This is a genomic window from Paenibacillus sp. FSL H7-0703, from assembly GCF_038003485.1.
Lineage (GTDB): Bacteria > Bacillota > Bacilli > Paenibacillales > Paenibacillaceae > Paenibacillus > Paenibacillus polymyxa_B.
On record NZ_JBBOPF010000001.1, the window covers coordinates 4,465,490 to 4,487,534 of the forward strand.

The window sequence follows — 22,045 nt, forward strand, 5'->3', positions numbered from 1 at the left end:
AATTTCACGTTTTTTCGGCGAAATCGGTTTTGTGATCTGGATATAGAAGGATTATAATCTTGAGGCAATGCCTATAAAATACATAGGTAATGATATACAGTTGAGCCGAATTTCTATGGGAAAACGGGGGAACCATGTTACTGGGGTGAATTTTACAACCGATCCTGCTGGATCGGAAGTGTAAATAGGGCATACTGTGCTGCCCGAATCCGTCAGCTAACCTCGTAGGCTATGAGCAGGAACCAAGTCAGGCACTCGGTTTTCCGGTGTCTTTTTTTGTGCGTATAAAAGTGTTTGGATTGGTTAGACCGCTGCGGGTGCAGATTATTCTTCCGATTGCTGTTATCCCCGGATTTTTTGATTGTATACCCCCTTTAATGGTTAAAATCCGGAGATAAAGGCAAACGCTTCGCTTCTTCAGAACAATTCTGCCCCTTTCGCTACTGCCCGCCAATAGCACAGGGGGCTGAGTAGTGCTTGACATGCATTCTTCCTGTATTCAGGGAATGCTAATTATAGTTAACTAAGGTTTGGAAAAATCAAAAAATTCAGGGGCAACGACGATCGAAAGATCAAATGGAACGCGTAGCGAGCTTACACCGTATTAAATCACTGTTTTTATAGTTTTAAGGATTAGGAGAGAAGTGATGAATAGATGAATCCCAATGCAAGCTGGCTTCGGCTTTCTCCACCGCAGATATTCGTTGCGGGCTTTGCCATTATCATTCTTATAGGTAGTTTATTGTTAATGCTGCCGATCTCCAATACAACAGGAAAGCCACTTGCGTTTATAGACGCTTTGTTTACTGCCGCCTCTGCGACCTGTGTAACCGGGCTTGTCGTAAAGGATACCGGGCTCTTTTTTACCACTTTTGGTCAAGTTGTCATCGTTGCGCTGATCCAGATCGGCGGTCTTGGCTTTATGACCATGGCTACCTTGATTGCACTGGTGTTCAAGCGTCGGATTTCCTTGCGGGAGCGTCTCATTTTGCAGGAAGCGATGAATCAGACTTCTGTAGAGGGAATTGTCGGGTTAATCCGTAAGGTATTACTGTACTCACTAGTTATTGAAGGCGTATGCGCTACGATATTCTCGGTTCGCTGGTCCTTTGATATGCCTGTAGGCAGGGCGATTTATTTTGGAATCTGGCATGCCATCTCCATGTTTAACAATGCTGGTTTTGATTTATTCGGTGAATTTCGCAGCTTGACAGGTTATGTATATGATCCGATTGTTAATTTTACCGCAATGTTTCTAATTATTTCTGGCGGCATTGGTTTTGTAGTGATGTCAGACCTGGCAGAATATCGCAAGCGCAAGAGACTGTCCTTGCACACCAAGGTGGTACTCAGCATGACGGGCGCTATGATTGTAGTCGGCACGCTCGTGATTTTTGTATTTGAGTTTACGAATCCAAAGACTCTTGGCTCGCTTGATTGGGGTGGTAAGCTACTGGGATCTTTATTCCAGTCCGTTACTCCCCGTACCGCAGGTGCCAATACGCTGGACATCGCAGGCTTGCGGCAGGCTACGCAGTTTTTTATCATCATACTCATGTTTATTGGGGCTTCCCCTGGCTCCACTGGAGGCGGGATTAAGACCACAACATTCGCCCTGCTCATTGGAGCAGTGATTTCGATGCTGCGGGGGCGGGAAGATATTGTACTGTTCAAGTACCGACTTGCGCAGGGACGAATTTACAAGGCTTTGACCATTACACTGCTGGGGTTGCTGTTCGTGATCGGGGTGACCATGATTTTGTCGGCAACCGAAGATCATCATTTTCTGATGATCTTGTTTGAGACGGTGTCTGCGTTTGGTACGGTGGGGCTGTCGATGGGGCTTACACCTGATTTAACAGTCATAGGTAAGCTGGTGATTACCCTGACGATGTTTGCAGGTAGACTGGGGCCACTCACGCTAGCTTATGCACTGGGGCCGAAAAAGGGTAAAGAATTATATCGTCATCCGGAAGGCAAAATGATTATAGGATGAATCATTTCATATACATTTCGTTGGTTTAATCATTTCAGGATTTTGCAAAATTCGATACCAGTCGCTCCGAAGTCAAGATATAGACGAACTAAACCATTTCGATCTATATCTTCTTCATTGGAAGTCGCTTATGGGATTTTTGCAAAATCCCCATTTATGAAATTGATTCAGATAAGGAGTTTTCGAGTAGATATGAAAACGCAGCAGTTTGTAGTTATTGGCTTGGGGCGGTTTGGCTCAAGCCTGGCTTTGCAATTGGTGGATATGGGGTGCGAGGTGCTAGGCATTGACCGGAATGAGGATGTTGTGGACAGTATGAGTGAGATGTTGACACATACTGTCGTGGCGGACGCTACCGATGAAGACTCGTTGCGATCACTGGGCATCCGTAATTTCGATTGTGGCATTGTTGCTATTGGTGATGACATTCAGGTAAGCATCCTCACCGCCATTTTGCTGAAGGAGCTGGGTGTGAAAAAAGTTGTAGCCAAAGCCATATCTGTGCTGCACGGGCGTGCGTTAGAAAAGCTCGGTGTGGACCGGATTATTTATCCAGAACGGGATATGGGTATCCGGGTGGCTCACCAGCTAGTCACGCCTAATTTGCTCGATTATTTGGAGTTGTCTAAGGAATACAGTATTGTGGAACTCAATGTACCTGCATGTCTGAATGGCAAAACGCTAGCAGAGCTAAATGCCCGTACTCGCTTTGGTTGTAGCGTCGTGGCGCTTCATACAGCGAACGGTATCCTGATCGCACCGACGGCTATGGATCGGCTAAAAGCAGACGATATTATGGTCATCATCGGTTCGAATGACAATATCGGTCGCTTTGAGGATGAGGTTGTTAATGTTAATGAAGAGGATTAAACCCTCTACACCATACGGTAGCCTGCAAACGAAGCCCGTGTCTCGCTAATCCAGCGTCGTGCTGTCGGACCGAGATCGGTCGTCTCCGAGTAAATGAGGGAGGTCGTTCGGCGTGTCTCCTTCAAATCGGGCAAGTACAATGCAGTGAGTCCATTATCCCGCAATAGTTCGCTACGCAAATAGGATTTGGGCAGCAAGGCTGAAGCCTTACAGGTTGGAAGCAGGCGTACAATCGCCTCGAAAGAGTCGATTTCCATACGGATATCCGGCATGATGCCGCTGCGCTGGAACAAGTCATCCGTCAGACTGCGGTACCAGGTCCCTTTGGAGAAAATAATCATCGGCAATCCTTGCAGATCTTTCATCGAGGCTGTTCCTGTCTTGACCGTTAATTCATGTCCGATGGGAACGACGAGCTCCAAATGATCATCAAATAGCGGAATGCAACGCAGTCCAGCTTCATGAATGGCAGACCCGACAATACCGGCGTCTGCTTTTTTGTCACGTACAAAGGCGACGATTTCATGGGTTTTACCGGTGAGCAGCTTCAGCTCGGTTTGAGGATGCTTGCTCATGAAAGCTTCGACGAGGGTAGGCAGCGTCGTTTGGAGCGTCGTGAGGCTTGCGCCGAGTGTAAGCATACTCTGGGCTTCATTTTTGTGCTGGGACAGCTTTTGTAAAAAGCGAAGCTGTCGTTGCCGTTGCTCTAGCGCGAATGTATAAACAAATCGGCCAGTGGACGTAATTTCGAGCCGTTTGCCCCGACGATCAAAGAGATTCACACCCAGCTCTTCCTCCAGCTTGGCAATTTTGCGAGACAGGGCAGGTTGGGACAGATTCAGCAGTTTGGAGGCTTTATTCAGGCTGGACTGCTCGACAATGACGGCAAAAGCGTTCAAATCCTCAAACAAATCATCCACTTCCTCTCTATATGCAAAAAAGACATAATAATTAATACGTATATTGCAATTCCATTATAAGCCGAAAAGGAGTAACATGAAAGCGACACAAGATGTTCACACTTTTGTTTTTCCTTATAAGGGACACCTTGTTGGACATTTCCTGTCGGAAACTGTCAATTTATATGTTATATTACTATTGAAAACGCTATTATCGGGAGAAGGGAGCATGACCTAGATGAGAGGATTTTATTCCAGAAAGCTGCATTCGCTTCTTGGCGTCATTCCGCTGGCTCTATTTTTTGTTGAGCATTTGGTGACGAACTTCACAGCGGTGGAGGGCGGCAAGGAAGGATTTAATCGCAGCGTGGCCTTCCTGAATGGTTTGCCACTGGTTATTGTGCTAGAAACGTTATTCATCTACTTGCCATTACTGTTCCACGGAATTTATGGCTTGTATATTGCTTATCAGGCTGACCCGAATGTCAAAAGATTCGGCTATTCACGTAACTGGCGCTTTCTGTTCCAGCGTATTTCCGGCGTCATTACATTTGTATTTATTATCTGGCACGTATACGACACGCGCTTTCAGGTGGCTCTGGGTAATGTAACCCATGAGGAGCTAGGCGGAGTCATGCATGGCATCGTGACGAACCCGGTTTATTTCATTTTGTATTTAATCAGTGTCGTTTCGGCATCCTTTCACTTTGCTAACGGACTGTGGGCATTTATGGTTAGTTGGGGGATTACCGTGGGACCACGTGCGCAAAAAGTATCTTCTTATATCTGTATGACCCTGTTCGTGGTGGTGTCTATCGGCTTCATCGCTTCCCTGCTTGCATTCCGCAGTGCGGAATTTCAGGAAACGGCAACTGCCTTGGTGCAATGCGGCGCTTTTAAACAGCTACTATAAACGACTCATATCAATTATACATCGTGTTGAGATTCTATTTTCAAACGTAAAAGGGGATTTGGTTAAAATCCTGAAAAAAAGGAGTGAGCAGAAATGGCAGCATCCAACATTATTGTCGTGGGCGGCGGTCTGGCAGGTCTAATGGCTACGATCAAGGCGGCAGAGGCGGGAGTTCACGTTCATTTATTTTCTTTGGTTCCGGTCAAAAGGTCCCACTCCGTTTGTGCTCAAGGCGGCATCAACGGTGCGGTTAATACCAAGGGTGAGGGAGACTCACCATGGATTCACTTTGATGATTCAGTCTATGGGGGGGACTTTCTGGCCAACCAGCCTCCGGTAAAAGCGATGTGCGAAGCGGCTCCGGGGATCATTCATCTCATGGACCGCATGGGCGTCATGTTTAACCGGACACCGGAAGGACTGCTGGACTTCCGCCGCTTCGGCGGTACCCAGCATCATCGGACCGCCTTTGCCGGTGCGACGACAGGACAGCAGCTTCTGTACGCTCTCGATGAGCAGGTACGGCGCTGGGAATCTGCGGGTTTGGTGACCAAGTACGAGAACTGGGAGTTTTTACAGGCTGTACTGGATGATGAAGGCATCTGTCGAGGGATTTGCGGGCAGGATTTGCGTACGATGGAAGTGAAGACTTTTGCGGCGGATGCAGTTATTTTGGCGTCTGGTGGCCCCGGGATTATTTTCGGTAAAACCACGAATTCCGTCATTAATACGGGCACGGCTGCCGGTGCAGTGTATCAGCAAGGCGTACGCTATGCGAACGGTGAGTTTATCCAGATTCATCCGACGGCTATACCAGGTGATGACAAGCTGCGTCTCATGTCCGAGTCGGCAAGGGGAGAAGGCGGTCGTATTTGGACGTATAAGGACGGCAAGCCATGGTATTTCCTCGAAGAAAAGTATCCGGCTTATGGAAATCTGGTCCCTCGTGATATTGCGACACGTGAAATATTCAGTGTATGCGTTGATGATGGACTGGGTATTAATGGCGAGAACATGGTCTACCTCGATCTGTCCCACAAGGACCCGAAAGAGCTGGATGTAAAGCTGGGCGGCATTATTGAAATTTATGAAAAATTCGTCGGTGACGATCCGCGCAAAATCCCGATGAAAATATTCCCGGCTGTTCATTATTCAATGGGCGGTATGTGGGTCGATTACAATCAGATGACGAATATACCGGGCTTGTTCGCGGCTGGTGAGTGTGAATTCCAATATCACGGTGCGAACCGTTTGGGTGCGAACTCGTTGCTGTCAGCCATTTACGGCGGGATGGTGGCTGGACCTAAGGCTGTGGAATACATCAAGGGCTTGAAAAAATCTGCACAGGATATAGCTACCTCCGTATTTGATGCAGCAGTTCATCAGCAGACGGAGAAATATGAGCGTATTTTGCATATGGACGGAAAAGAAAATGCTTATGTTCTTCATAAAGAGCTGGGCGAGTGGATGACGAACAACATGACTGTGGTTCGTTATAATGACAAGCTGGAAGCTACGATCCACAAGATCAAGGAGCTGAAGGAGCGTTACTCTAACATTAACATCAATGACGCTTCGCGCTGGAACAATGCGGGTGCGGCGTTTACACGGCAACTGTGGAATATGATGGAACTGGCTGAAGCGATGACCAAAGGTGCGCTACTGCGCAACGAAAGCCGCGGGGCCCATTACAAACCAGACTTCCCGGATCGCAACGATGAGGATTTCCTGAAAACAACGATTGCGGACTGGACACCGGAAGGACCACAAATCTCGTATGAAGCGGTGGATGTTTCGCTGATCAAGCCGCGTATTCGGGATTATTCCAAGAACAAATAACGGAAGGGAGTGTATTTAGATGTCGGAGCAAGCAGTGAAGTCGAATAAAACAGTGAAGTTCGTTGTGACCCGTCAAGCTGATCCTAAAGCCAGTCCCTATACGGAAGAATTCGAATTGGCTTATCGTCCGGGGATGAATGTGATTAGCGCGCTGATGGAAATTCAGCGTAACCCGGTGGACAGCCACGGTAAAGAGACGGCTCCGGTATGCTGGGAGTCGAATTGCCTGGAGGAAGTATGCGGAGCATGCTCCATGGTGATTAACGGCAAGCCGCGTCAGGCCTGTGCAGCACTCGTCGATAAGCTGGAGCAGCCGATTACGATCGCGCCGATGAGCACATTCCCGGTAGTTCGGGATTTGGTCATCGACCGCAGCCGGATGTTTAATGCGCTCAAGAAGGTCAAAGCGTGGATTCCGATTGACGGTACCTACGATCTGGGCCCTGGTCCTAGAATGGCAGAGAAAAAGCGTCAGTGGGCGTATGAGCTGTCCAAGTGCATGACCTGCGGTGTCTGTCTGGAAGCTTGCCCGAACGTCAACGAGAAGACGACGTTCATCGGACCAGCGGCGATATCTCAGGTTCGCCTGTTTAACAGCCATCCGACAGGGGAAATGAATCAGGAAGAGCGGCTGGAGGCGTTGATGACGGACGATGGGCTGGAAGGATGCGGGAACTCGCAAAACTGCGTACGCTCTTGCCCGAAAGGCATTCCGTTGACAACTTCTATTGCCGAAATGAATAAGGAAACGACCAAGCATATGTTCAAGCGCTGGCTGACTGTATAGCAAATAGGTTATGCCCAAACAGGCTTTTTCTCAAACTGGAGAAAGCCTGTTTTTTTGCGCTCAGAAAAGATGGAGGGTAACATGGAGGAAGGAGCGCGGATAGCAGTTATGGTATAATTATGGTATTGTGTATCGTTTTTGGAGAAAAGGAGGCTGGACAGGTGACTGTGCAACCGATAACGAATCGACCTGTCACTAGGTCGGATGTCATGAAGGGATTAAAGGAGCTGGGAGTTCGGAGCGGCATGACATTGCTTGTTCACTCGTCGATGCGCAGCTTTGGACGCTTTATTCCAGGCGGGGCCTCGGCCATTCTTGCCGCGCTAACCGAAGCGGTTGGCCCGGAAGGGACGCTGGTGATGCCGACACAGTCTCATGACTTGACTGATCCCTCGACTTGGATGAACCCACCTCTGGACGAGTCATGGTGGGAATTGGTACGCGAGGAAATGCCCGCTTATGATCCGGCCTGGACGCTGACCGGGGGGATGGGCATCATTGTAGAAACGTTCCGTGGCCTGCCGGGAACCAAGCGCAGCGGGCATCCGCATGTTTCTCTGGCGGCACGTGGACCTGTTGCTTTGGGATTACTGACAGATCATCAGCTCGACTATGGGCTGGGTGAGCATTCGCCCTTGGCAAAGCTGTATGAGGCAGATGCCTATGTGCTGCTGTTGGGGTGCGGACATGACAGCAACACGTCCTTGCATTTGGCGGAATATCGAACAGCCTATAATGGACGAGAAGTGATCATGCATCAAGCTCCTATGATGGTGGATGGAGCAAAAGCGTGGGTATCTTTTCAGGATTTTAATATTACCTCAGATGACTTTGAGAAGCTGGGACTTGATTTTGAACGGGACTGTCCCTCAGCTTTTAAGCGAGTGAACATTGGAGAGGCTTCATGTTTTTTCGCGAGGCAACGTGATTTGGTAGACTATGCGGAGCAGTGGTTGTCCACCCATCGCTAAAGCTTCTGGACAGTAAGAGTTTCTAAAAAGTGAGATCAAGGAATAGATCGCAAGGGGGAACGCATATGGAGAAGACGCCGCACACCCGCCGCGAGAGTCAGGATGGCCCGCATCAGGGGGCCGCTATCCCTCCCGGTTCTTCGCGGCGTTCCATTTCAAATGAACCAGCCAATCCTTCGCGCCGTCATTTTTTGAAAAAGGCGGCTTTAGCCACAGCCGGAACAGCGCTTCTGGCTGGAGGATATGCTTCCTTATGGGAGCCTAATCATTTGGAAATTACACGCTTCAACTTGACTCTCCCTCGTCTTCCGTCTGCTTTTGACGGAATCAGGGTCGTACATTTCAGTGATGTGCACTTGGGTTTTCATATGGATGAGCAGGATCTGCGCGAGCTTGCGGACCGTATAGCAGGTCTGAAGCCAGATTTGCTCTGTTTTACAGGCGATATTGTAGATGACTATGCAGTATCCATGAAGGCTGCTGTTCCAGTTATGGCTTCGATGCACGCCACACTTGGCAAATTTGCTATTTTGGGCAATCATGATTATAGAGGCTTACCAGCCGGAGTTCAGAAATTGTATCCGAAAACCGGGTTTACGCTGCTGAGAAACGAGCATGCGATTGTAGAGCTTGCGGGACAGCGTGTAGCCATGGTCGGTTTAGAGGATAACATTATGGGCAAGCCCAATCCGCAGCGTGCCATTCACGGGCTACCTGATGAGATGTGCAAGCTGCTGCTGATGCATGAGCCGGACTATGCAGATGTAGCGGCGCAAATGTCCTTTGATCTTCAACTGTCGGGGCATACGCATGGAGGACAGGTACGCTTGCCGGTCATTGGAGCACCAATGCCGCCTCCGGGTGGACGCAAGTACATCCAGGGATTATTTCATGTGGGAACAGAGAGAATGCCGCTGTATGTCAGCCGAGGCATTGGCATGACACATTTGCCGATTCGCGTGCTGTGCAGACCAGAGCTTAGTGTCATTACGCTAAAATCCGGCCAATAGGCCATGATCTTTTTTTCATCTTTATCATATATGTTGGAACTACATAAAGATGGCTTGAATGTAGTGTAGAGATGTAGTCGTTTCGGACAAAGGAGTGAGGTTCAGATGGATCGTATTGCTGTCATTTCAGATATTCATGGCAATTGGCCTGCCTGTGAGGCGGTGCTGGAGGATATTGCTTCTCGAGGCATTAGCCGTGTGTTTTGTTTGGGGGATCTGATCGGCAAAGGGCCTAGCCCGTGCGAGGTTCTGGATGCTGTCCGTCAACGTTGTGAAGTGGTCGTGCGGGGGAATTGGGATGAGCTGGTTAGTATTACGGATGATCTCAATTTTAGCTGGCAAGCCGAGCGCTTGGGTGCAGAACGAGTGCAGTATTTGGCACAGTTACCGTTTCATTATGATTTCAGAATGAGCGGACGCCGTATCCGTCTGGTGCATGCCTCGCCGCAAAGTGTATATCACCGTGTGCAGCCATGGGATGAGCCGGAAAAACGGCTTGCCATGTTCGATCCGTTAGCAGAAGAAAATGGAAAAGTTGCTTTTGCCCCAGATGTCGTGGGATATGGTGATGTGCACAATGCTTTTATCCAGCATTTTCAGGGAAAAACCCTTTTTAACGTCGGCAGTGTCGGGAATCCGTTGGATGTTACGCAGGCTTCCTACTGCATTTTAGAGGGTGAGATGGGAGAGGAGCAGCCTACGTCCTTCTCCATTCATTTTGTACGTGTACCTTATGATATAGAACTGGCGGTAAAACAAGCGGAGGAAGCTGCTGTGCCTTCTTTGCCGTATTATATTCGAGAGCTGCGCACAGGAATTTACCGCGGGATTCAGGACCTGGATTAAGTATGGAAACATTCATTTCTAAAAGCCAATCCATCCGCAGGGGGGAACATTGTGCTGACCAGAGAAATGCTTCGTCTTGGGCTACCGGAGCTTTACGCCCGCCGAGTCCGATTGCGCCAGCTAAGAACGGAGGATTATCCCGCGCTGGAACGGATTCTATCCGATCCATTGGTGATCCAATATGTGAATCGAATTCGCAAACCAGTCAATACACGAATGCGGGGTCTGGTTGCGCAAATTAAAATATCTGCTGATTCACTAGATTCCCTGCATTTTGCGGTGGAATGGCATCAGAGAAATACAGGAGAAAGCAATCTACTTGGTGAATCCAATGAGCTTACCTCCTCACCGTTGCTCGGTATCGTCTCTTTTCAGCAATGGAATGAAAGAACGGGTGAGGCACAGCTGGGCTATATTCTGGATCGTCCTTTTTGGGGACAGGGGCTGGCTACAGAAGTGGTGGGAGAAATGCTGAATTTTGGTTTCGGATCTTTGAAGCTCAAGCGGATCGAAAGTCGTTGCCAAGAGGATAATCAGGCTTCCATGCGCGTACTTATTAAAAATAAGATGCGCCTGCTGCGTACAATTGGTGCTTATGATCCCTCAGGCGAGGTGCCGAGTGTATTGGTATTTTCAATGACCCAAGGGGATTATGCGTAGAAATGGCAGTGGAATATTTTGTTACAAAGATGAAATATAACTGCAAAACAACTCTAACACAGGACGGGTACAATACAGACATGACCCCCTTTTGAATAATATATGTTGCTGGGACCCGATGATTCGGGTCCTCTTTTTTTGTTATTCTGTAGTAGGGCATTCTCTATCGCTGTGACGGCGAGTGGTCTTCTTGCCTTGGCTGCGCTCATTTGTATTTCATTTTGTTACAAAAATGAAACATAACTGCAAAGTTACTTTAACATACAGTGGGTACAACATAGACATGACCCCCTTTAAATCATATATATATTGCTGGGACCCGAAGTTTCGGGTCCTCTTTTTTTATGATTTATAAGAACGGTTCAGGCTGGTTATCAGCTCTGGAAGCCATTCATTCAGGGAGAGAAATGAGTACCCCTCTGACTGGGCTTTGGACGTATCCATGTACCACGATTGTGTAATACCGAATGGAGACATGTGCTCGTCTGCTGTTTTTTCTTTCACCACAGCTTGTTTTCCTGTTGTCTGCTCAATGATCGAAATGATCTCCCCAATCCTCACTGTACCGTCGGAGCAAGCATTTACAGGACCTGATAAATGAGTGTGACCGAGCCAAAGCAGAAAATCTGCGGCTTCATCGGATCGAATAAATGAGATTTGTGCTTCGGAATTAGGGACTCCGATTTCTGTTCCTTCACGAACATGTTCGAGATGAAAATGAAGCCTTTTCGTATAATCATCTGTCCCCAATACAATCGGAAAGCGAACAGCGACTACAGGGAATGTAGCTTGCTGCATAAAAACTGCTTCTGCCTGCCGTTTAGCTTCCTGATATGTAAAATCGTCTTTCCCGCCCTTGCGAACCGGGTAAGATTGAGGGTCAAAGATGCTCTCTGTCAGCACTTCCGGGCTCGAATCATAGACGGATAGGCTGGAGGTAACAATATACCTCTTGGCTTTAGCATCAAAAATGCGGCAGGCTTCGCTGGCTTCATCTGGAGAAAAGCAAATATTATCATAAACAACGTCCCACACTTGCTCACCTACCGCCTCAGCGAGCGCTTGCCGGTCGGTACGGTCTGCACAGATCCGCTGAACGCGGTCACCAAACGAATCGCTCGTTTGGCCTCGTGTGAGGATGGTAACGGAGTTCTGGGAGCTCTCCAGCAGACGTTCCACCAGTCTCTTGCCAAAAAAGCGCGTTCCACCCAAAACAAGTATCTTTTTCATACTTACATCACTCCTTATATATTAAGGTAGACGAAATAATGACTGTTAAGGATACAGAGCGAATGAAAAGAGTTTGATGAAGTGCTCTTAGTTACATAGTTTATCTAACAATTAAGTAAAAAGAGGAGGATCATAGGCTGTAGTGGAGTCGCATGTCCTGAGGGGGCAGATGAATTTGAACAGGAGTGGAGAATTTGAATCTGAAGAAGCGCAGGCGCTCGCCTTTGCAATGGGATTCTACCCTTTAAAGGGCTTATAATATCCAGTGAATCCCGTTGCAACAGCGATCATAAGATCAAATCATTCGCATAGCGGTGGATCACCGTCGAAGCCTATCCATTTATTCCCCTAGAAGCTTCAGGAAATTGGCCGGCACCGTAATTTGCTGATTATTAATCGTAATCTTCCGGAGCTCCTCTATGGAGTCTTCTTCACCTCTAGCGTCTTTAATCTCCTTAATTTCACGATGCAGCCGCTCCATTTGAAGATCGAGCGCATTAGCGGAATCCGCTGCGTTCTTTAATTCACGTGTCAGACTTTCGGGAACGGACTGGTTGTACTTATAAAAGATTTTATGCTCCAGGCTGGCCCAGAAATCCATCGCAATGGTTCGAATTTGCACCTCTACGCAGACTAGCTCCTCACAATCCGACATGAATACAGGAACTTGAACCAGTAAATGCAGGCTCTGGTAACCGTTCGGCTTGGGATTCTTGATGTAATCCTTAATTTCCAGTACCTTCAAGTCACTTTGTCTCTGAAGCATGTTATTGACATCATAAATGTCAGAAATAAAAGAGCAAGTAATTCGCAAACCTGCGATATCCTTAATATGATCTTTGATAGCATCCAGCGATAACTCGCTATTTTTACGAATCATTTTATTCATGATGCTCTCAGGAGATTTAAGGCGTGATTTGGTATGCTCAATAGGGCTGTAATCGTGCAATGCTTGAAATTCCTGCTTTAATATTTCAATCTTGGTTTCCATTTCGTCGAGCGCAAATTTATAAATGAGCATAAATCGCGTGATGTCATGCTTTAGCTTTTTAAGCTTGTCCATAGGATCTTCCAAGTGCATATGTAATTCTCCTCACACATAGATGTCATAATCTTGCTAAGCGTTCGCCTTTGCAATGGAATTATCACCTTATAAATTACAATCCCCAACAATCCCATTGCAGCAGCGTTCGTAAGATCAAATGATTTGCGGAGCGGCAATCCCCGCCTTGAATTTTAAAGCGCCACAGGAATTTTACGTTTTTCTTTAAAATAAACCCATTCGCGGAAGCCGATATCCTTCAGCATTGCCTTTACCTCTTCCCAGTCATCGCCTACACGCGAAGGCTTATGAGCATCCGAACCAAAAGTAACCTCCACACCAAAATGGTGCGCTCTCTCTAAAATAGAAGCAGACGGGTACCATCCGCCACTTAGCTTGGTTTTACCCGAAGTGTTAATTTCAATCGCCACATTGGATTCCGCAATTACCCGCAAGGTTTCATCAATGGCTGCATCAGCAGGAATGTCTGAAAAGGCAGGGAAGTTCCCCTTCATTGCGTCAATATGGCCTAAAATCTGAAACATGCCGCTTCGCGCAGATTCCTGAATGAGCGCATAGTAGGCTTGTTTGACCTCGATTTTACGAGCATCGCTTAATTTGTTCCAACGGTTACGGTTAAAAATGCTGTCCCCTTCGACATTGTGAATCGACCCAATGAGGTAATCAAATGGATAAGGAGCCAGAGTGGAACGATATAATTCAGCAAAATCAGGAAAATAATCCGTTTCCAAACCGAGGAGCACGTCAATACGGCCTTCGTATTCCTTTTTAAGCTGTTGTACCTCTTCTACGTATTCAGCAAGCTGTGACTTAGCCATATAAATTTTAGGAAAAGCCTGATCTTGTTCGCTGCCCAAGAAAGGGGAATGGTCCGAAATACCAATCGCTTGTAAGCCCGACTGAATGCCTGCTTCAATGTAATCTCGAATGTTTCCGTCTGCATGACCGCAGCGGAAATGATGGGTGTGCAGATCAAATTTCATAGCCTGTCTTCCTTTCGTAATCAGGGTTTATATTTCGTATGGTGTTCATAGCGAATTACGTTATTCAGAACTGGTGAAATTCGTCTCCGGCATCCCCTTCAGATCACTTAAAAATTGCTGCATGGCTGAGTTTAGATATCGGCCGGATTTATAAATCACTCCTACCGGATGACTAACTTCCAGCTCGGGAATATGGATCATTTTTAATGTGCCTGCACGCAGTTCAGAAGTGACCGATAGTCTGGAAATAATGGCAGCACCGAGATTAATTTCGACCATCCGTTTGACTTCCTCGCTGCTGGACAACTCGATCACGACATGAGGTATGATTTGGTGCTTTTTAAATACATCATCCACGAATTTTCGTCCCACCGTATCGGGAGAGAGCAGAATCAACGGAATTTCCCGAAGGGCTTCAATGGTAGCATGTGGTTGTGAGGCCAGTGGATGAGTAGGAGACACGACTAGCTCAAAGGAATCGTAGTACAGAACCGAAGTGCTTAAATTGGGATTACGTTCAATCAGATAACCGATGCCAACATCAATAAGTCCGTTCTCCACCTGCTGATAAATCATGGAGGAAGCCATGGATTGAATGGAGGTTTTGATGAGAGGGAACTGATCCTGAAAGTAGGAAAGCACGCGCGGTAAAATTTGAATAGCGATGGATGTTGTGGTGCCCAGCGCAATGTGACCCTGCGGTGTTTCGTTTAGATCGTATAATTTTTGTCTTAATTCCTCAACAACCTCTAATATGCGCTCGGCGTGTTCCAAAAAAACAGCTCCCCGGTCGGTCAGGGTGACAGGCTGGTTGCGGTCAATCAGAATGGTTTTGAACTCATCCTCTAGACTTTTAATTTGGGCGGACACCGCCGGCTGCGTCAAATTGAGAAGTTCTCCGGCTTTGCGGAAGCTCATCGTTTTGGAAATCATGATAAGTGTTTCAAGTTGACTGATGTTCATGAAGTTCCTCCTCTCTTTTCTTAATCTTATCGCAGCTGTATAGAATGAATATTTTTAGCCAATCCATAGGTTCATATGTAAAACCGTCGTTATGCTTTATTTCATTAAATTATAGGTTATTCGAGCAGGAAGGGCAATGAATCGAAGCAGAGCACCTTAAAGTGTGGTATATTGGGAAATAAAGACTAAAGTCCTGATATCCTTCAAAAATAATCAATCTAAACCGGTAAGAAGTAAAGATATAGGACATTATTCACATTTTTTGTGATTTAGCTATAAAAAATTGCCGGGTAGCTGTCGATAAGTGATATAGAGAGCATTTTATTGAGGATCGATTCGTTTTACAGTAATATTTAATTAAAAAATTCTAATTTAAATGGGACTTTTGTTGTGTGTCTAAAAGCCCATCGTAAAGGGGCGCTTTGATCGTGAAGGCAGAAGTGATAAATCCTTTTTTGGAGTCGGCGCGACGGGTCATTGAACAATTGATCCAAGTATCTCCTTCACCCGGAAATCTTGGTGTGAAAAATGTCGAGCTGGTGGACGACCACATCTGGATTATGATCGGGATGACCGGACAGCTTAGCGGAAATATTGTGTTCGGCCTGAATGAACAGGTGGCGCTACGTATGGTATCAGCGATGATGGGCGGATTTGTGTTGACTGAAATTGATGAGATGGGAAAAAGCGCAATTTCAGAATTGGGCAATATGATTAGTGGTAATGCCAGTACGATTTTGTCCAGTCAGGGAATTGTCGTGGATATTACGCCTCCGCAGGTCATGAAATCAGAAAACTTGACCACTTTTGTGCCTCAGCGTGCCCTTTATATTCCGCTTACGGTGGAAGGAATCGGGGAGCTGGATATTCAGGTGATGATCTCTTAATATTAAAGGAACAAGTTTCTTTAATGTGGGGGGATGACTGTGAATATACTACAGGACAAGATAGTTGTGATTACAGGTGCATCTAGTGGGATTGGCGCCCTTTGCGCTCAGTTGTTAAGCGAAAAGGGCGCGATTCCTATTTTAACAGCACGCTCGCAGGAGCGACTGAAGCAAGTATCTGCGGGAATCAGCGGCAGACATGAGCTTATCCAACTGGACGTCACCCGCCAGGAGCAGGTAGAGGCTGTTGCTGCACGAGTATTGGAACAGTACGGACGGGTCGATATATTGCTTAACAATGCGGGCTACGGAAAGTTTGAGTATTTTAATGAAACCGATCTGACGGAGTTTGAACAAATGATGGACGTGAACTACATGGGTGTTGTTCGCTGCATCAAGGCGTTTCTGCCGCAAATGACAGAGCGGGGCCATGGACAGATTGTCAATGTAGCATCAATGGCTGGGAAAATCGGGACAGCCAAATCGTCTTCTTACACGGCGACGAAGCATGCGTTGCTCGGTTTCAGCAATGCGCTCCGGCAAGAGCTGCGCGGGAGTGGAGTGACTGTAACGACGATTAACCCCGGGCCGATCGACACACCGTTTTTTGAACTGGCAGATCCTTCAGGAGGATATGTTCGAAATGTAAGCTGGTTTATGCTACAACCAGATAAGGTAGCACGGCATATCGTAAGAGCGATGGAGCTTGGCAAGGAGGAGGTTAATCTGCCACGGTGGGTATCTCCTTTTCTCAAGCTGTATCAGTTAGCTCCCAGACTGACCGACAGGCTGGGGCATGGTGTGATGAATAAGAAATAAAAGATGTCCCGTAAGCCATTAGCTATGGTGAGGGACATCTTTTATTTTTGTGATTTGGTAACAGGGCTATTTTCGCATATAATGGAGAGTAACGAATTTACGTATAGGGGTTGGACCTTTTCATGACATTGAATTTTGAATCGCTCGGCGTTGAACAAGATCTGTTGGACAAACTGACTGAGCATGAAATTACACAGCCTTCGCCAGTTCAGGCAGAGGCTATACCGGAAATAATGAAGGGAAAGCATGTATTGGCGCGCTCACAAACTGGCACAGGCAAGACACTGGCTTATTTGTTGCCGCTGTTGCAAGCGATTGATCCACAGAAAAAGGCTACGCAAAAGCTGATACTAGCTCCAAGCCAGGAGCTGGCTATGCAAATTGTACGTGAGGGTCAGCACTACGGAGAGCATCGTGGAATCCGTGTGCTCGGTCTGATTGGTGGGGCGGCTATTAAACGTCAAATCGAAAAGCTCAAGGATCATCCACAGCTTGTCGTGGGCACACCAGGACGTGTACGGGAACTCATCGCTTCGAAAAAGTTGAAAATGCACAATATTACAGCCATTGTCATCGATGAGGTGGATCAGATGTTCCAGCTCGGCGGAGCAGGCGATGTAACCAACATATTGGGCACCGCCCAACGTGATCGTCAATTGGTATTCCTGTCCGCAACGCTGAACGATGAGATTCAGTCGCTGGCGAAACGGGAGATGCGTGAATACGTAGAAATTGGGATTGATCCCGACCAGAAGACGGCCAGTGGACTGGAACACTATTACTTTGTATCTGAAGAACGGGATAAGGTGGATATGCTACGCCGTCTGGTGCGTCATTTTAATCCGAGAAAAGCGCTGGTATTCGTGAATACAACCAATGCCATCGGGGAAATTGAAGCCAAGCTCAAGCATATGGGGCTGACTACGGCGTCCTTGTATGGAGATGCGGATAAAGTCACGCGTAGCAACGTGTTGGCCAAATTCCGCGAGGACAAGCTCAAAGTGCTGGTCGCTTCGGATGTGGCAGCTCGTGGTCTGGATATTGAGGGACTTGAAATGGTCATTCATTTTGACCCGGCTACGGATAGTCAAGCTTATGTTCACCGTGCAGGACGGACAGGACGGATGGGACGCAAAGGATTGGTGGCATCGGTTGTCACCGACCGTGAAACGTTCATCATGCGTAAGTTCTCCCGTGAACTGGGCATTGACATCGCAGAGCGTGCGTTGCACGGAGGTCGAGTAGTCGTGCCGCGTCCGGCGGATGCCAAGCGTGCACCTGTAAGACCATCCGAGTCCAGATCCACATCTGACGGAGCACAGACGGAAAACCGTAAGGCACCTGTTCGTACCGAAAACGGACGTCCTGGCAGGAATTCCGCGAACGGTTCAGCTCCAGGCAAGAGTAAAGGAGCAGCCTTGTCCAAAGCAGGAAAAGCACAGCGCGAGCGTGATCGCAAAAACAAGGGTGCACCAAGATGGCTGAAGGAAAAAGGATCAAAACCGAACGAGTAAGGGAGAAGAGGGGGAGCCATGGAACAACAGCCTGTGTTGCAAATTAACGGACTGACTGGCGGATATAGCGCCAAGCGCCCGGTGCTGCATCAGATTTCGCTGGATGTGAAACCGGGCGAAATGGTAGGACTGATCGGTCTAAACGGGGCCGGAAAAAGTACGACCATGAAGCATATTTTGGGTCTGATGACACCGCAGGCCGGAGAAATTCGTGTGCAGGGTCATAAGCAGGATGAAAATCCCGAGGAGTATCAGGGAGCCATTGCTTTTGTACCTGAATCTCCAGAGCTGTATCCTGAAATGACGGTGATGGAGCATATGGAATTCACGGCCAGAGCGTACGGAGTTAGCGAAGCAGATTTCCGCACGCGCAGTGATCAAATGCTGGACTTGTTCCGTATGCGCGATAAAAGTGGGAGTATGTCGATGCACCTGTCTAAAGGGATGCGCCAGAAAGTGATGATTATGTGCGCATTTTTAGCGGGACCGCCGTTGTATGTCATAGATGAACCTTTTTTGGGTTTGGACCCGCTGGGTATTCGTTCCCTGCTTGACTTTATGTTAGAGATGAAGCGTTCGGGTTCGTCTATCCTGCTCAGTTCTCATATTTTGTCCACGATTGAAAATTATTGTGATCGTTTCATTGTACTTCATCAGGGTGCCATCATTGCACAGGGTACGCTAGACGAAGTGACAGCACAGGCGGGTAAGCCGGGCATGCCGCTGGAAGATGCATTTTATGAGCTGGTACAGGGCAGGGAATGAGCATGGATTTGCAACGTTTGCATAAAGAAAGACGTGTAGCGTTCTGGGGACAGGTGCTGCCCTATCTGGGCTATGTCATTCAAAGCGGTCTGGCGGTGGTCTTCGGCTTTGCGCTGATTGCCTTTGCCGCATGGTACACGTCGCTACTAATGCATACTCCACCGGATTTGCCCATCCGCTGGATCATGCTTATTGTGGCTATTCCGATTGCTCATGCGAGCTTTCGTACGTATTTAAACGCAGCGGATATTGTTTTCCTCCGTCCACAGGAGCATGCGATGCACCATTATTTTAAGTCCAGCCGGATTCGGGGTGTGGTGTATAAAATATTCGGTTTGCTATTGCTGTCTATTATCATGTGGCCGCTGTATATTCGCAGTGATGCCGCGCCTAAGCCGTTGCTACTGACCCTGCTACTGTTTGTGCTGTTAAAGCTGCTATTCAGCTACGGCGGCTGGCAAGAGCTTCGCATGGTATCGATTGGTGGGAGTGTAGGCTATCGTCTGCTTCGGTGGGTGTTGGCTGTGCTGATGGTAGCCGCATGGCTATGGCAGCCTCCACTACACAGCGTGCCTTTTATCATATTAGTCGGTGTGGTGTACGTGCTTGTTCTGCGCTTTCCGGTCAAGCTGCTAGTGGCTTGGGAAAAGCTGATTCGTACAGAGGGTATGCAGGCTGCTCGGGTGATGCGCACTTTGGGCTGGTTTGTCGATGTGCCCGCCCTTACGCAGAGAGTGACGCCACGTCGTTGGCTGTCCTGGTTGGGAGGTAATATACCTTGGAACAGAAGGGGAGCGTATCGTTACCTGCTGTTTAAGACATTCCTGCGTACAGAGCCAGCAGGTATTGTCATTCGGCTTGGAATTCTGGGGTTGTTAATTATATATATCACCCATGCTAGCTGGATTGGGATTGCAGTATATTTATTTTTCATATTCCTCATCGGTGTACAGGTCACTTCGCTAAGGCAGTATCACAAGGATTCGTTGTGGCTTCAGTTATATCCGATTCCTGCGCATAGTCGTCGTGCGTCTTTTCTCGACTTTGTTGTTCGGTTGACGTTGCCGGCTGCTGTGGTTTTGTGGCTTCCTTTTCTGGCAAAAGGAACGGAAGATCTACTGTCTACACTGCTCACGCTGCTTGGGGGAGTTGCAGTAGTGTTTCTGTTACGAGGCGCTCAAGCCAAAAAATGGCGTTTGGACGGTCAGGATGAGGAAGAAGTGTAATTTGTATCTATGTGAATAAAGTAAAGGCTAATTCGCAAGCAGCAAGAGCTGTCTGCGAATTAGCCTTTTTTTTGTACGCTCACTGCTATCGTAGCCGTGGGTGCAGATATCCGTCTGCTTATATAAAGATCGTTTTGCTGATGATAACTAATAAAATGAACAGTACCAGAATTGTTCCTGTGCTTGTGAATGCGCCGTAACCACCGTAACCGCCTCTTGTTTCTTCTGCTCCCATGCTCATTCTCCTCTCGGTCATTGTGATAAAGGATACATCGTATCTTATGAAGTGGATTTTCAGATTGCGTGGGCCAATGCTCAGGTGTGTTGCCGAATCGCCTTATATTTTTCATCAGATGTAGGGGAGGATAGAGGAAAAGACACGTATTATCGAGAATAGAAGAAGTACGTAGTCATTATCACTTGGAAAGTGGGAAAGACGAGATGCTGGTAGATAAGCTGCTCGTGAACATATTTCTTGTGTTTGTACCGTTATTAGTATATAGCGCTTTGTCAGATCATCGGCATAGGAAACATACCCCGTTGCTTATGGGAGGGGTGCTGGGTGTGTCTTCTGTGCTTTGCCTTATGTTTTCGTACATTTGGTATGGATTATATTGGGATCTCCGATATGTTCCTTTGATCCTCTCTGTTTTATATTTTGGTCCTAAGGCAGGGCTTCTGAATATAACGCTGATAGTGATGGCTCGTATGTATATAGATCCTGAGTCTATGGTGGTGAGCTTTCCCAGCATGATGTTGTGTTATTTGGGCCCTCTCTTGGTAAGAAAAAAGTTTATGCAGCTCAATAGTATGTTGCTTCGGGTGGGCATGAATATGCTAATGAGTATATGGACCAATATTGCCATGCTTATATTTTTGTTAATACATTCCTGGGCCAATGGCAGGCTGGATAAGGATGAGGTCGAGCTGATCCGGGCAATACTCTGGTTCGGTGTGATTCAATTCCTAAGCATTGGAGCCTCCTCTTTCTGGATGGAGTTTAGTTTGGAACGGGAAGAAATGAGAAGAAAGATTAAATATGCTGAGCATCTGAATACCTTAGGTGAACTGGCTGCCTCTATGGCTCATGAAGTAAGGAATCCGTTGACCGTGGTTAAAGGGTTCCTGCAAATGGTTCAGTCAGGGCTAGAAGGGAAAAATCGCAGATATATTGCTTTGGCACTAGCAGAGGTCGATCGGGCTGAAAGAATTATTAGCGACTATCTGAACTTATCCAGACCGCAGATTGGGAACACAGAGCTGATGGATCTGTCTGGCATGGTTCAACAGATTGTTTTGCTTTTGAAACCGATGGCGACCAAGCAAGGCGTAAGACTGTATACTGAGCTAAGGAATGAAATATACGTACATATGGATCGTAATCAGCTGTTACAGGCGTTAATACATGTGACGAAAAATGCGATCGAAGCTGCGGATGATGGGGGCAGGGTATACATAAAGCTGGCGATTCAGGAAGAGAAGGCATGTCTGCATATTAGGGATACCGGAAAAGGCATGAGTCAGGAGCATCTGGAGCGAGTGGGTACTTTGTTTTTTTCAACCAAAGAGGTAGGAACGGGACTGGGAACGGTTGTCTCCTTTCGAATCATTGAAGCCATGAACGGAAGTATACACTATGAGAGTGAGCCCGGAGTCGGAACCGAGGTAGTCATCCTGCTGCCACTCGCACAGAAATCTTTGCTCGCTGCTGAAGGATAGTTTGTTGCGAAGTGTGACTTACAATGGTTCAGCCCATTAAAAAGCGGTATGCCGCAACATCCGGCATACCGCTAATGATGCTATA

The 22,045-nt window shown here is 47.4% G+C and carries 21 protein-coding genes and 1 riboswitch; of the genes, 15 read left to right on the forward strand and 6 right to left on the reverse strand.

Annotated features, from left to right (window positions below; genetic code table 11):
* Positions 1 to 93 precede the first annotated feature (93 nt).
* Positions 94 to 246, forward strand: a riboswitch (cyclic di-AMP (ydaO/yuaA leader).
* A 409-nt stretch (positions 247 to 655) separates the two neighbouring features.
* Positions 656 to 1,996, forward strand: coding sequence for a TrkH family potassium uptake protein (locus tag MHB46_RS19915; protein WP_103050007.1), 1,341 nt, complete (start codon positions 656 to 658; stop codon positions 1,994 to 1,996).
* A gap of 192 nt (positions 1,997 to 2,188) precedes the next feature.
* Entirely contained in the window at positions 2,189 to 2,866 is a 678-nt protein-coding gene (locus tag MHB46_RS19920; protein WP_028541455.1) for a potassium channel family protein, read from the forward strand.
* A gap of 5 nt (positions 2,867 to 2,871) precedes the next feature.
* Here MHB46_RS19920 and MHB46_RS19925 read toward each other — a convergent pair whose 3' ends face one another.
* Entirely contained in the window at positions 2,872 to 3,777 is a 906-nt protein-coding gene (locus MHB46_RS19925) for a LysR family transcriptional regulator (protein WP_028541456.1), read from the reverse strand.
* Positions 3,778 to 4,003: 226 nt separating this feature from the next.
* On the opposite strand from MHB46_RS19925, the gene MHB46_RS19930 reads away from it, so the two are divergent.
* From MHB46_RS19930 to MHB46_RS19960, 7 genes are all read left to right on the forward strand, one after another.
* Positions 4,004 to 4,678 (forward strand): succinate dehydrogenase cytochrome b558 subunit, encoded by a 675-nt coding sequence (locus tag MHB46_RS19930; RefSeq protein WP_061830110.1) that lies wholly within the window; start codon positions 4,004 to 4,006, stop codon positions 4,676 to 4,678.
* A 93-nt stretch (positions 4,679 to 4,771) separates the two neighbouring features.
* Positions 4,772 to 6,517 (forward strand): succinate dehydrogenase flavoprotein subunit, encoded by a 1,746-nt coding sequence (gene sdhA, locus MHB46_RS19935; RefSeq protein WP_061830109.1) that lies wholly within the window; start codon positions 4,772 to 4,774, stop codon positions 6,515 to 6,517.
* Between the two features lie 19 nt (positions 6,518 to 6,536).
* Positions 6,537 to 7,304 (forward strand): succinate dehydrogenase iron-sulfur subunit, encoded by a 768-nt coding sequence (gene sdhB / locus MHB46_RS19940; protein ID WP_013311795.1) that lies wholly within the window; start codon positions 6,537 to 6,539, stop codon positions 7,302 to 7,304.
* A gap of 161 nt (positions 7,305 to 7,465) precedes the next feature.
* A complete protein-coding gene (locus MHB46_RS19945; protein ID WP_341163191.1) occupies positions 7,466 to 8,275 on the forward strand; it encodes an aminoglycoside N(3)-acetyltransferase in 810 nt (269 codons plus the stop codon).
* Positions 8,276 to 8,340: 65 nt separating this feature from the next.
* Positions 8,341 to 9,285, forward strand: a complete 945-nt coding sequence (locus MHB46_RS19950) for a metallophosphoesterase (protein WP_341163192.1) — start codon at positions 8,341 to 8,343, stop codon at positions 9,283 to 9,285.
* 105 nt (positions 9,286 to 9,390) lie between these two features.
* Positions 9,391 to 10,131 (forward strand): metallophosphoesterase family protein, encoded by a 741-nt coding sequence (locus tag MHB46_RS19955; RefSeq protein WP_025724028.1) that lies wholly within the window; start codon positions 9,391 to 9,393, stop codon positions 10,129 to 10,131.
* A 51-nt stretch (positions 10,132 to 10,182) separates the two neighbouring features.
* Positions 10,183 to 10,791: a GNAT family N-acetyltransferase gene (locus MHB46_RS19960; protein WP_341163193.1), complete on the forward strand. Its 609-nt coding sequence runs from the start codon at positions 10,183 to 10,185 to the stop codon at positions 10,789 to 10,791.
* A 342-nt stretch (positions 10,792 to 11,133) separates the two neighbouring features.
* Here the strand turns inward: MHB46_RS19960 and MHB46_RS19965 are convergent, their stop codons facing one another.
* The 4 genes from MHB46_RS19965 to MHB46_RS19980 all read right to left on the reverse strand — a co-directional run bounded on the left by MHB46_RS19965 (position 11,134) and on the right by MHB46_RS19980 (position 15,030).
* Positions 11,134 to 12,021: an NAD-dependent epimerase/dehydratase family protein gene (locus MHB46_RS19965; RefSeq protein WP_209949717.1), complete on the reverse strand. Its 888-nt coding sequence runs from the start codon at positions 12,019 to 12,021 to the stop codon at positions 11,134 to 11,136.
* A gap of 340 nt (positions 12,022 to 12,361) precedes the next feature.
* The gene (locus tag MHB46_RS19970) at positions 12,362 to 13,102 is read right to left on the reverse strand and encodes a GTP pyrophosphokinase (RefSeq protein ID WP_341163194.1); all 741 of its coding nucleotides are present in this window, start codon (positions 13,100 to 13,102) and stop codon (positions 12,362 to 12,364) included.
* A gap of 155 nt (positions 13,103 to 13,257) precedes the next feature.
* Complete coding sequence (locus MHB46_RS19975) at positions 13,258 to 14,067, reverse strand: histidinol-phosphatase (protein WP_209949719.1); 810 nt, start codon at positions 14,065 to 14,067, stop codon at positions 13,258 to 13,260.
* Between the two features lie 60 nt (positions 14,068 to 14,127).
* Positions 14,128 to 15,030, reverse strand: a complete 903-nt coding sequence (locus MHB46_RS19980) for a LysR family transcriptional regulator (RefSeq protein WP_341163195.1) — start codon at positions 15,028 to 15,030, stop codon at positions 14,128 to 14,130.
* A gap of 428 nt (positions 15,031 to 15,458) precedes the next feature.
* On the opposite strand from MHB46_RS19980, the gene MHB46_RS19985 reads away from it, so the two are divergent.
* The 5 genes from MHB46_RS19985 to MHB46_RS20005 all read left to right on the forward strand — a co-directional run bounded on the left by MHB46_RS19985 (position 15,459) and on the right by MHB46_RS20005 (position 20,241).
* On the forward strand, positions 15,459 to 15,917 hold the full coding sequence (locus MHB46_RS19985) for a chemotaxis protein CheX (protein WP_061830098.1): 459 nt from the start codon (positions 15,459 to 15,461) through the stop codon (positions 15,915 to 15,917).
* 39 nt (positions 15,918 to 15,956) lie between these two features.
* Positions 15,957 to 16,736, forward strand: a complete 780-nt coding sequence (locus tag MHB46_RS19990) for an SDR family NAD(P)-dependent oxidoreductase (RefSeq protein WP_103050018.1) — start codon at positions 15,957 to 15,959, stop codon at positions 16,734 to 16,736.
* A gap of 122 nt (positions 16,737 to 16,858) precedes the next feature.
* The gene (locus tag MHB46_RS19995; RefSeq protein ID WP_341163196.1) at positions 16,859 to 18,250 is read left to right on the forward strand and encodes a DEAD/DEAH box helicase; all 1,392 of its coding nucleotides are present in this window, start codon (positions 16,859 to 16,861) and stop codon (positions 18,248 to 18,250) included.
* Between the two features lie 18 nt (positions 18,251 to 18,268).
* The gene (locus MHB46_RS20000) at positions 18,269 to 19,015 is read left to right on the forward strand and encodes an ABC transporter ATP-binding protein (RefSeq protein WP_013311782.1); all 747 of its coding nucleotides are present in this window, start codon (positions 18,269 to 18,271) and stop codon (positions 19,013 to 19,015) included.
* A 2-nt stretch (positions 19,016 to 19,017) separates the two neighbouring features.
* Positions 19,018 to 20,241 carry an ABC transporter permease gene (locus MHB46_RS20005; protein ID WP_341163197.1) on the forward strand — a complete coding sequence of 408 codons (1,224 nt, stop codon included), beginning with the start codon at positions 19,018 to 19,020 and terminating at the stop codon, positions 20,239 to 20,241.
* A 118-nt stretch (positions 20,242 to 20,359) separates the two neighbouring features.
* On the opposite strand, the gene MHB46_RS20010 is transcribed toward MHB46_RS20005, so the two are convergent.
* Complete coding sequence (locus MHB46_RS20010; RefSeq protein ID WP_023990126.1) at positions 20,360 to 20,476, reverse strand: hypothetical protein; 117 nt, start codon at positions 20,474 to 20,476, stop codon at positions 20,360 to 20,362.
* A gap of 206 nt (positions 20,477 to 20,682) precedes the next feature.
* Here MHB46_RS20010 and MHB46_RS20015 point away from each other — a divergent pair, with 206 nt between their 5' ends.
* Entirely contained in the window at positions 20,683 to 21,960 is a 1,278-nt protein-coding gene (locus tag MHB46_RS20015) for a sensor histidine kinase (protein ID WP_028541463.1), read from the forward strand.
* Positions 21,961 to 22,045: the final 85 nt, after the last annotated feature.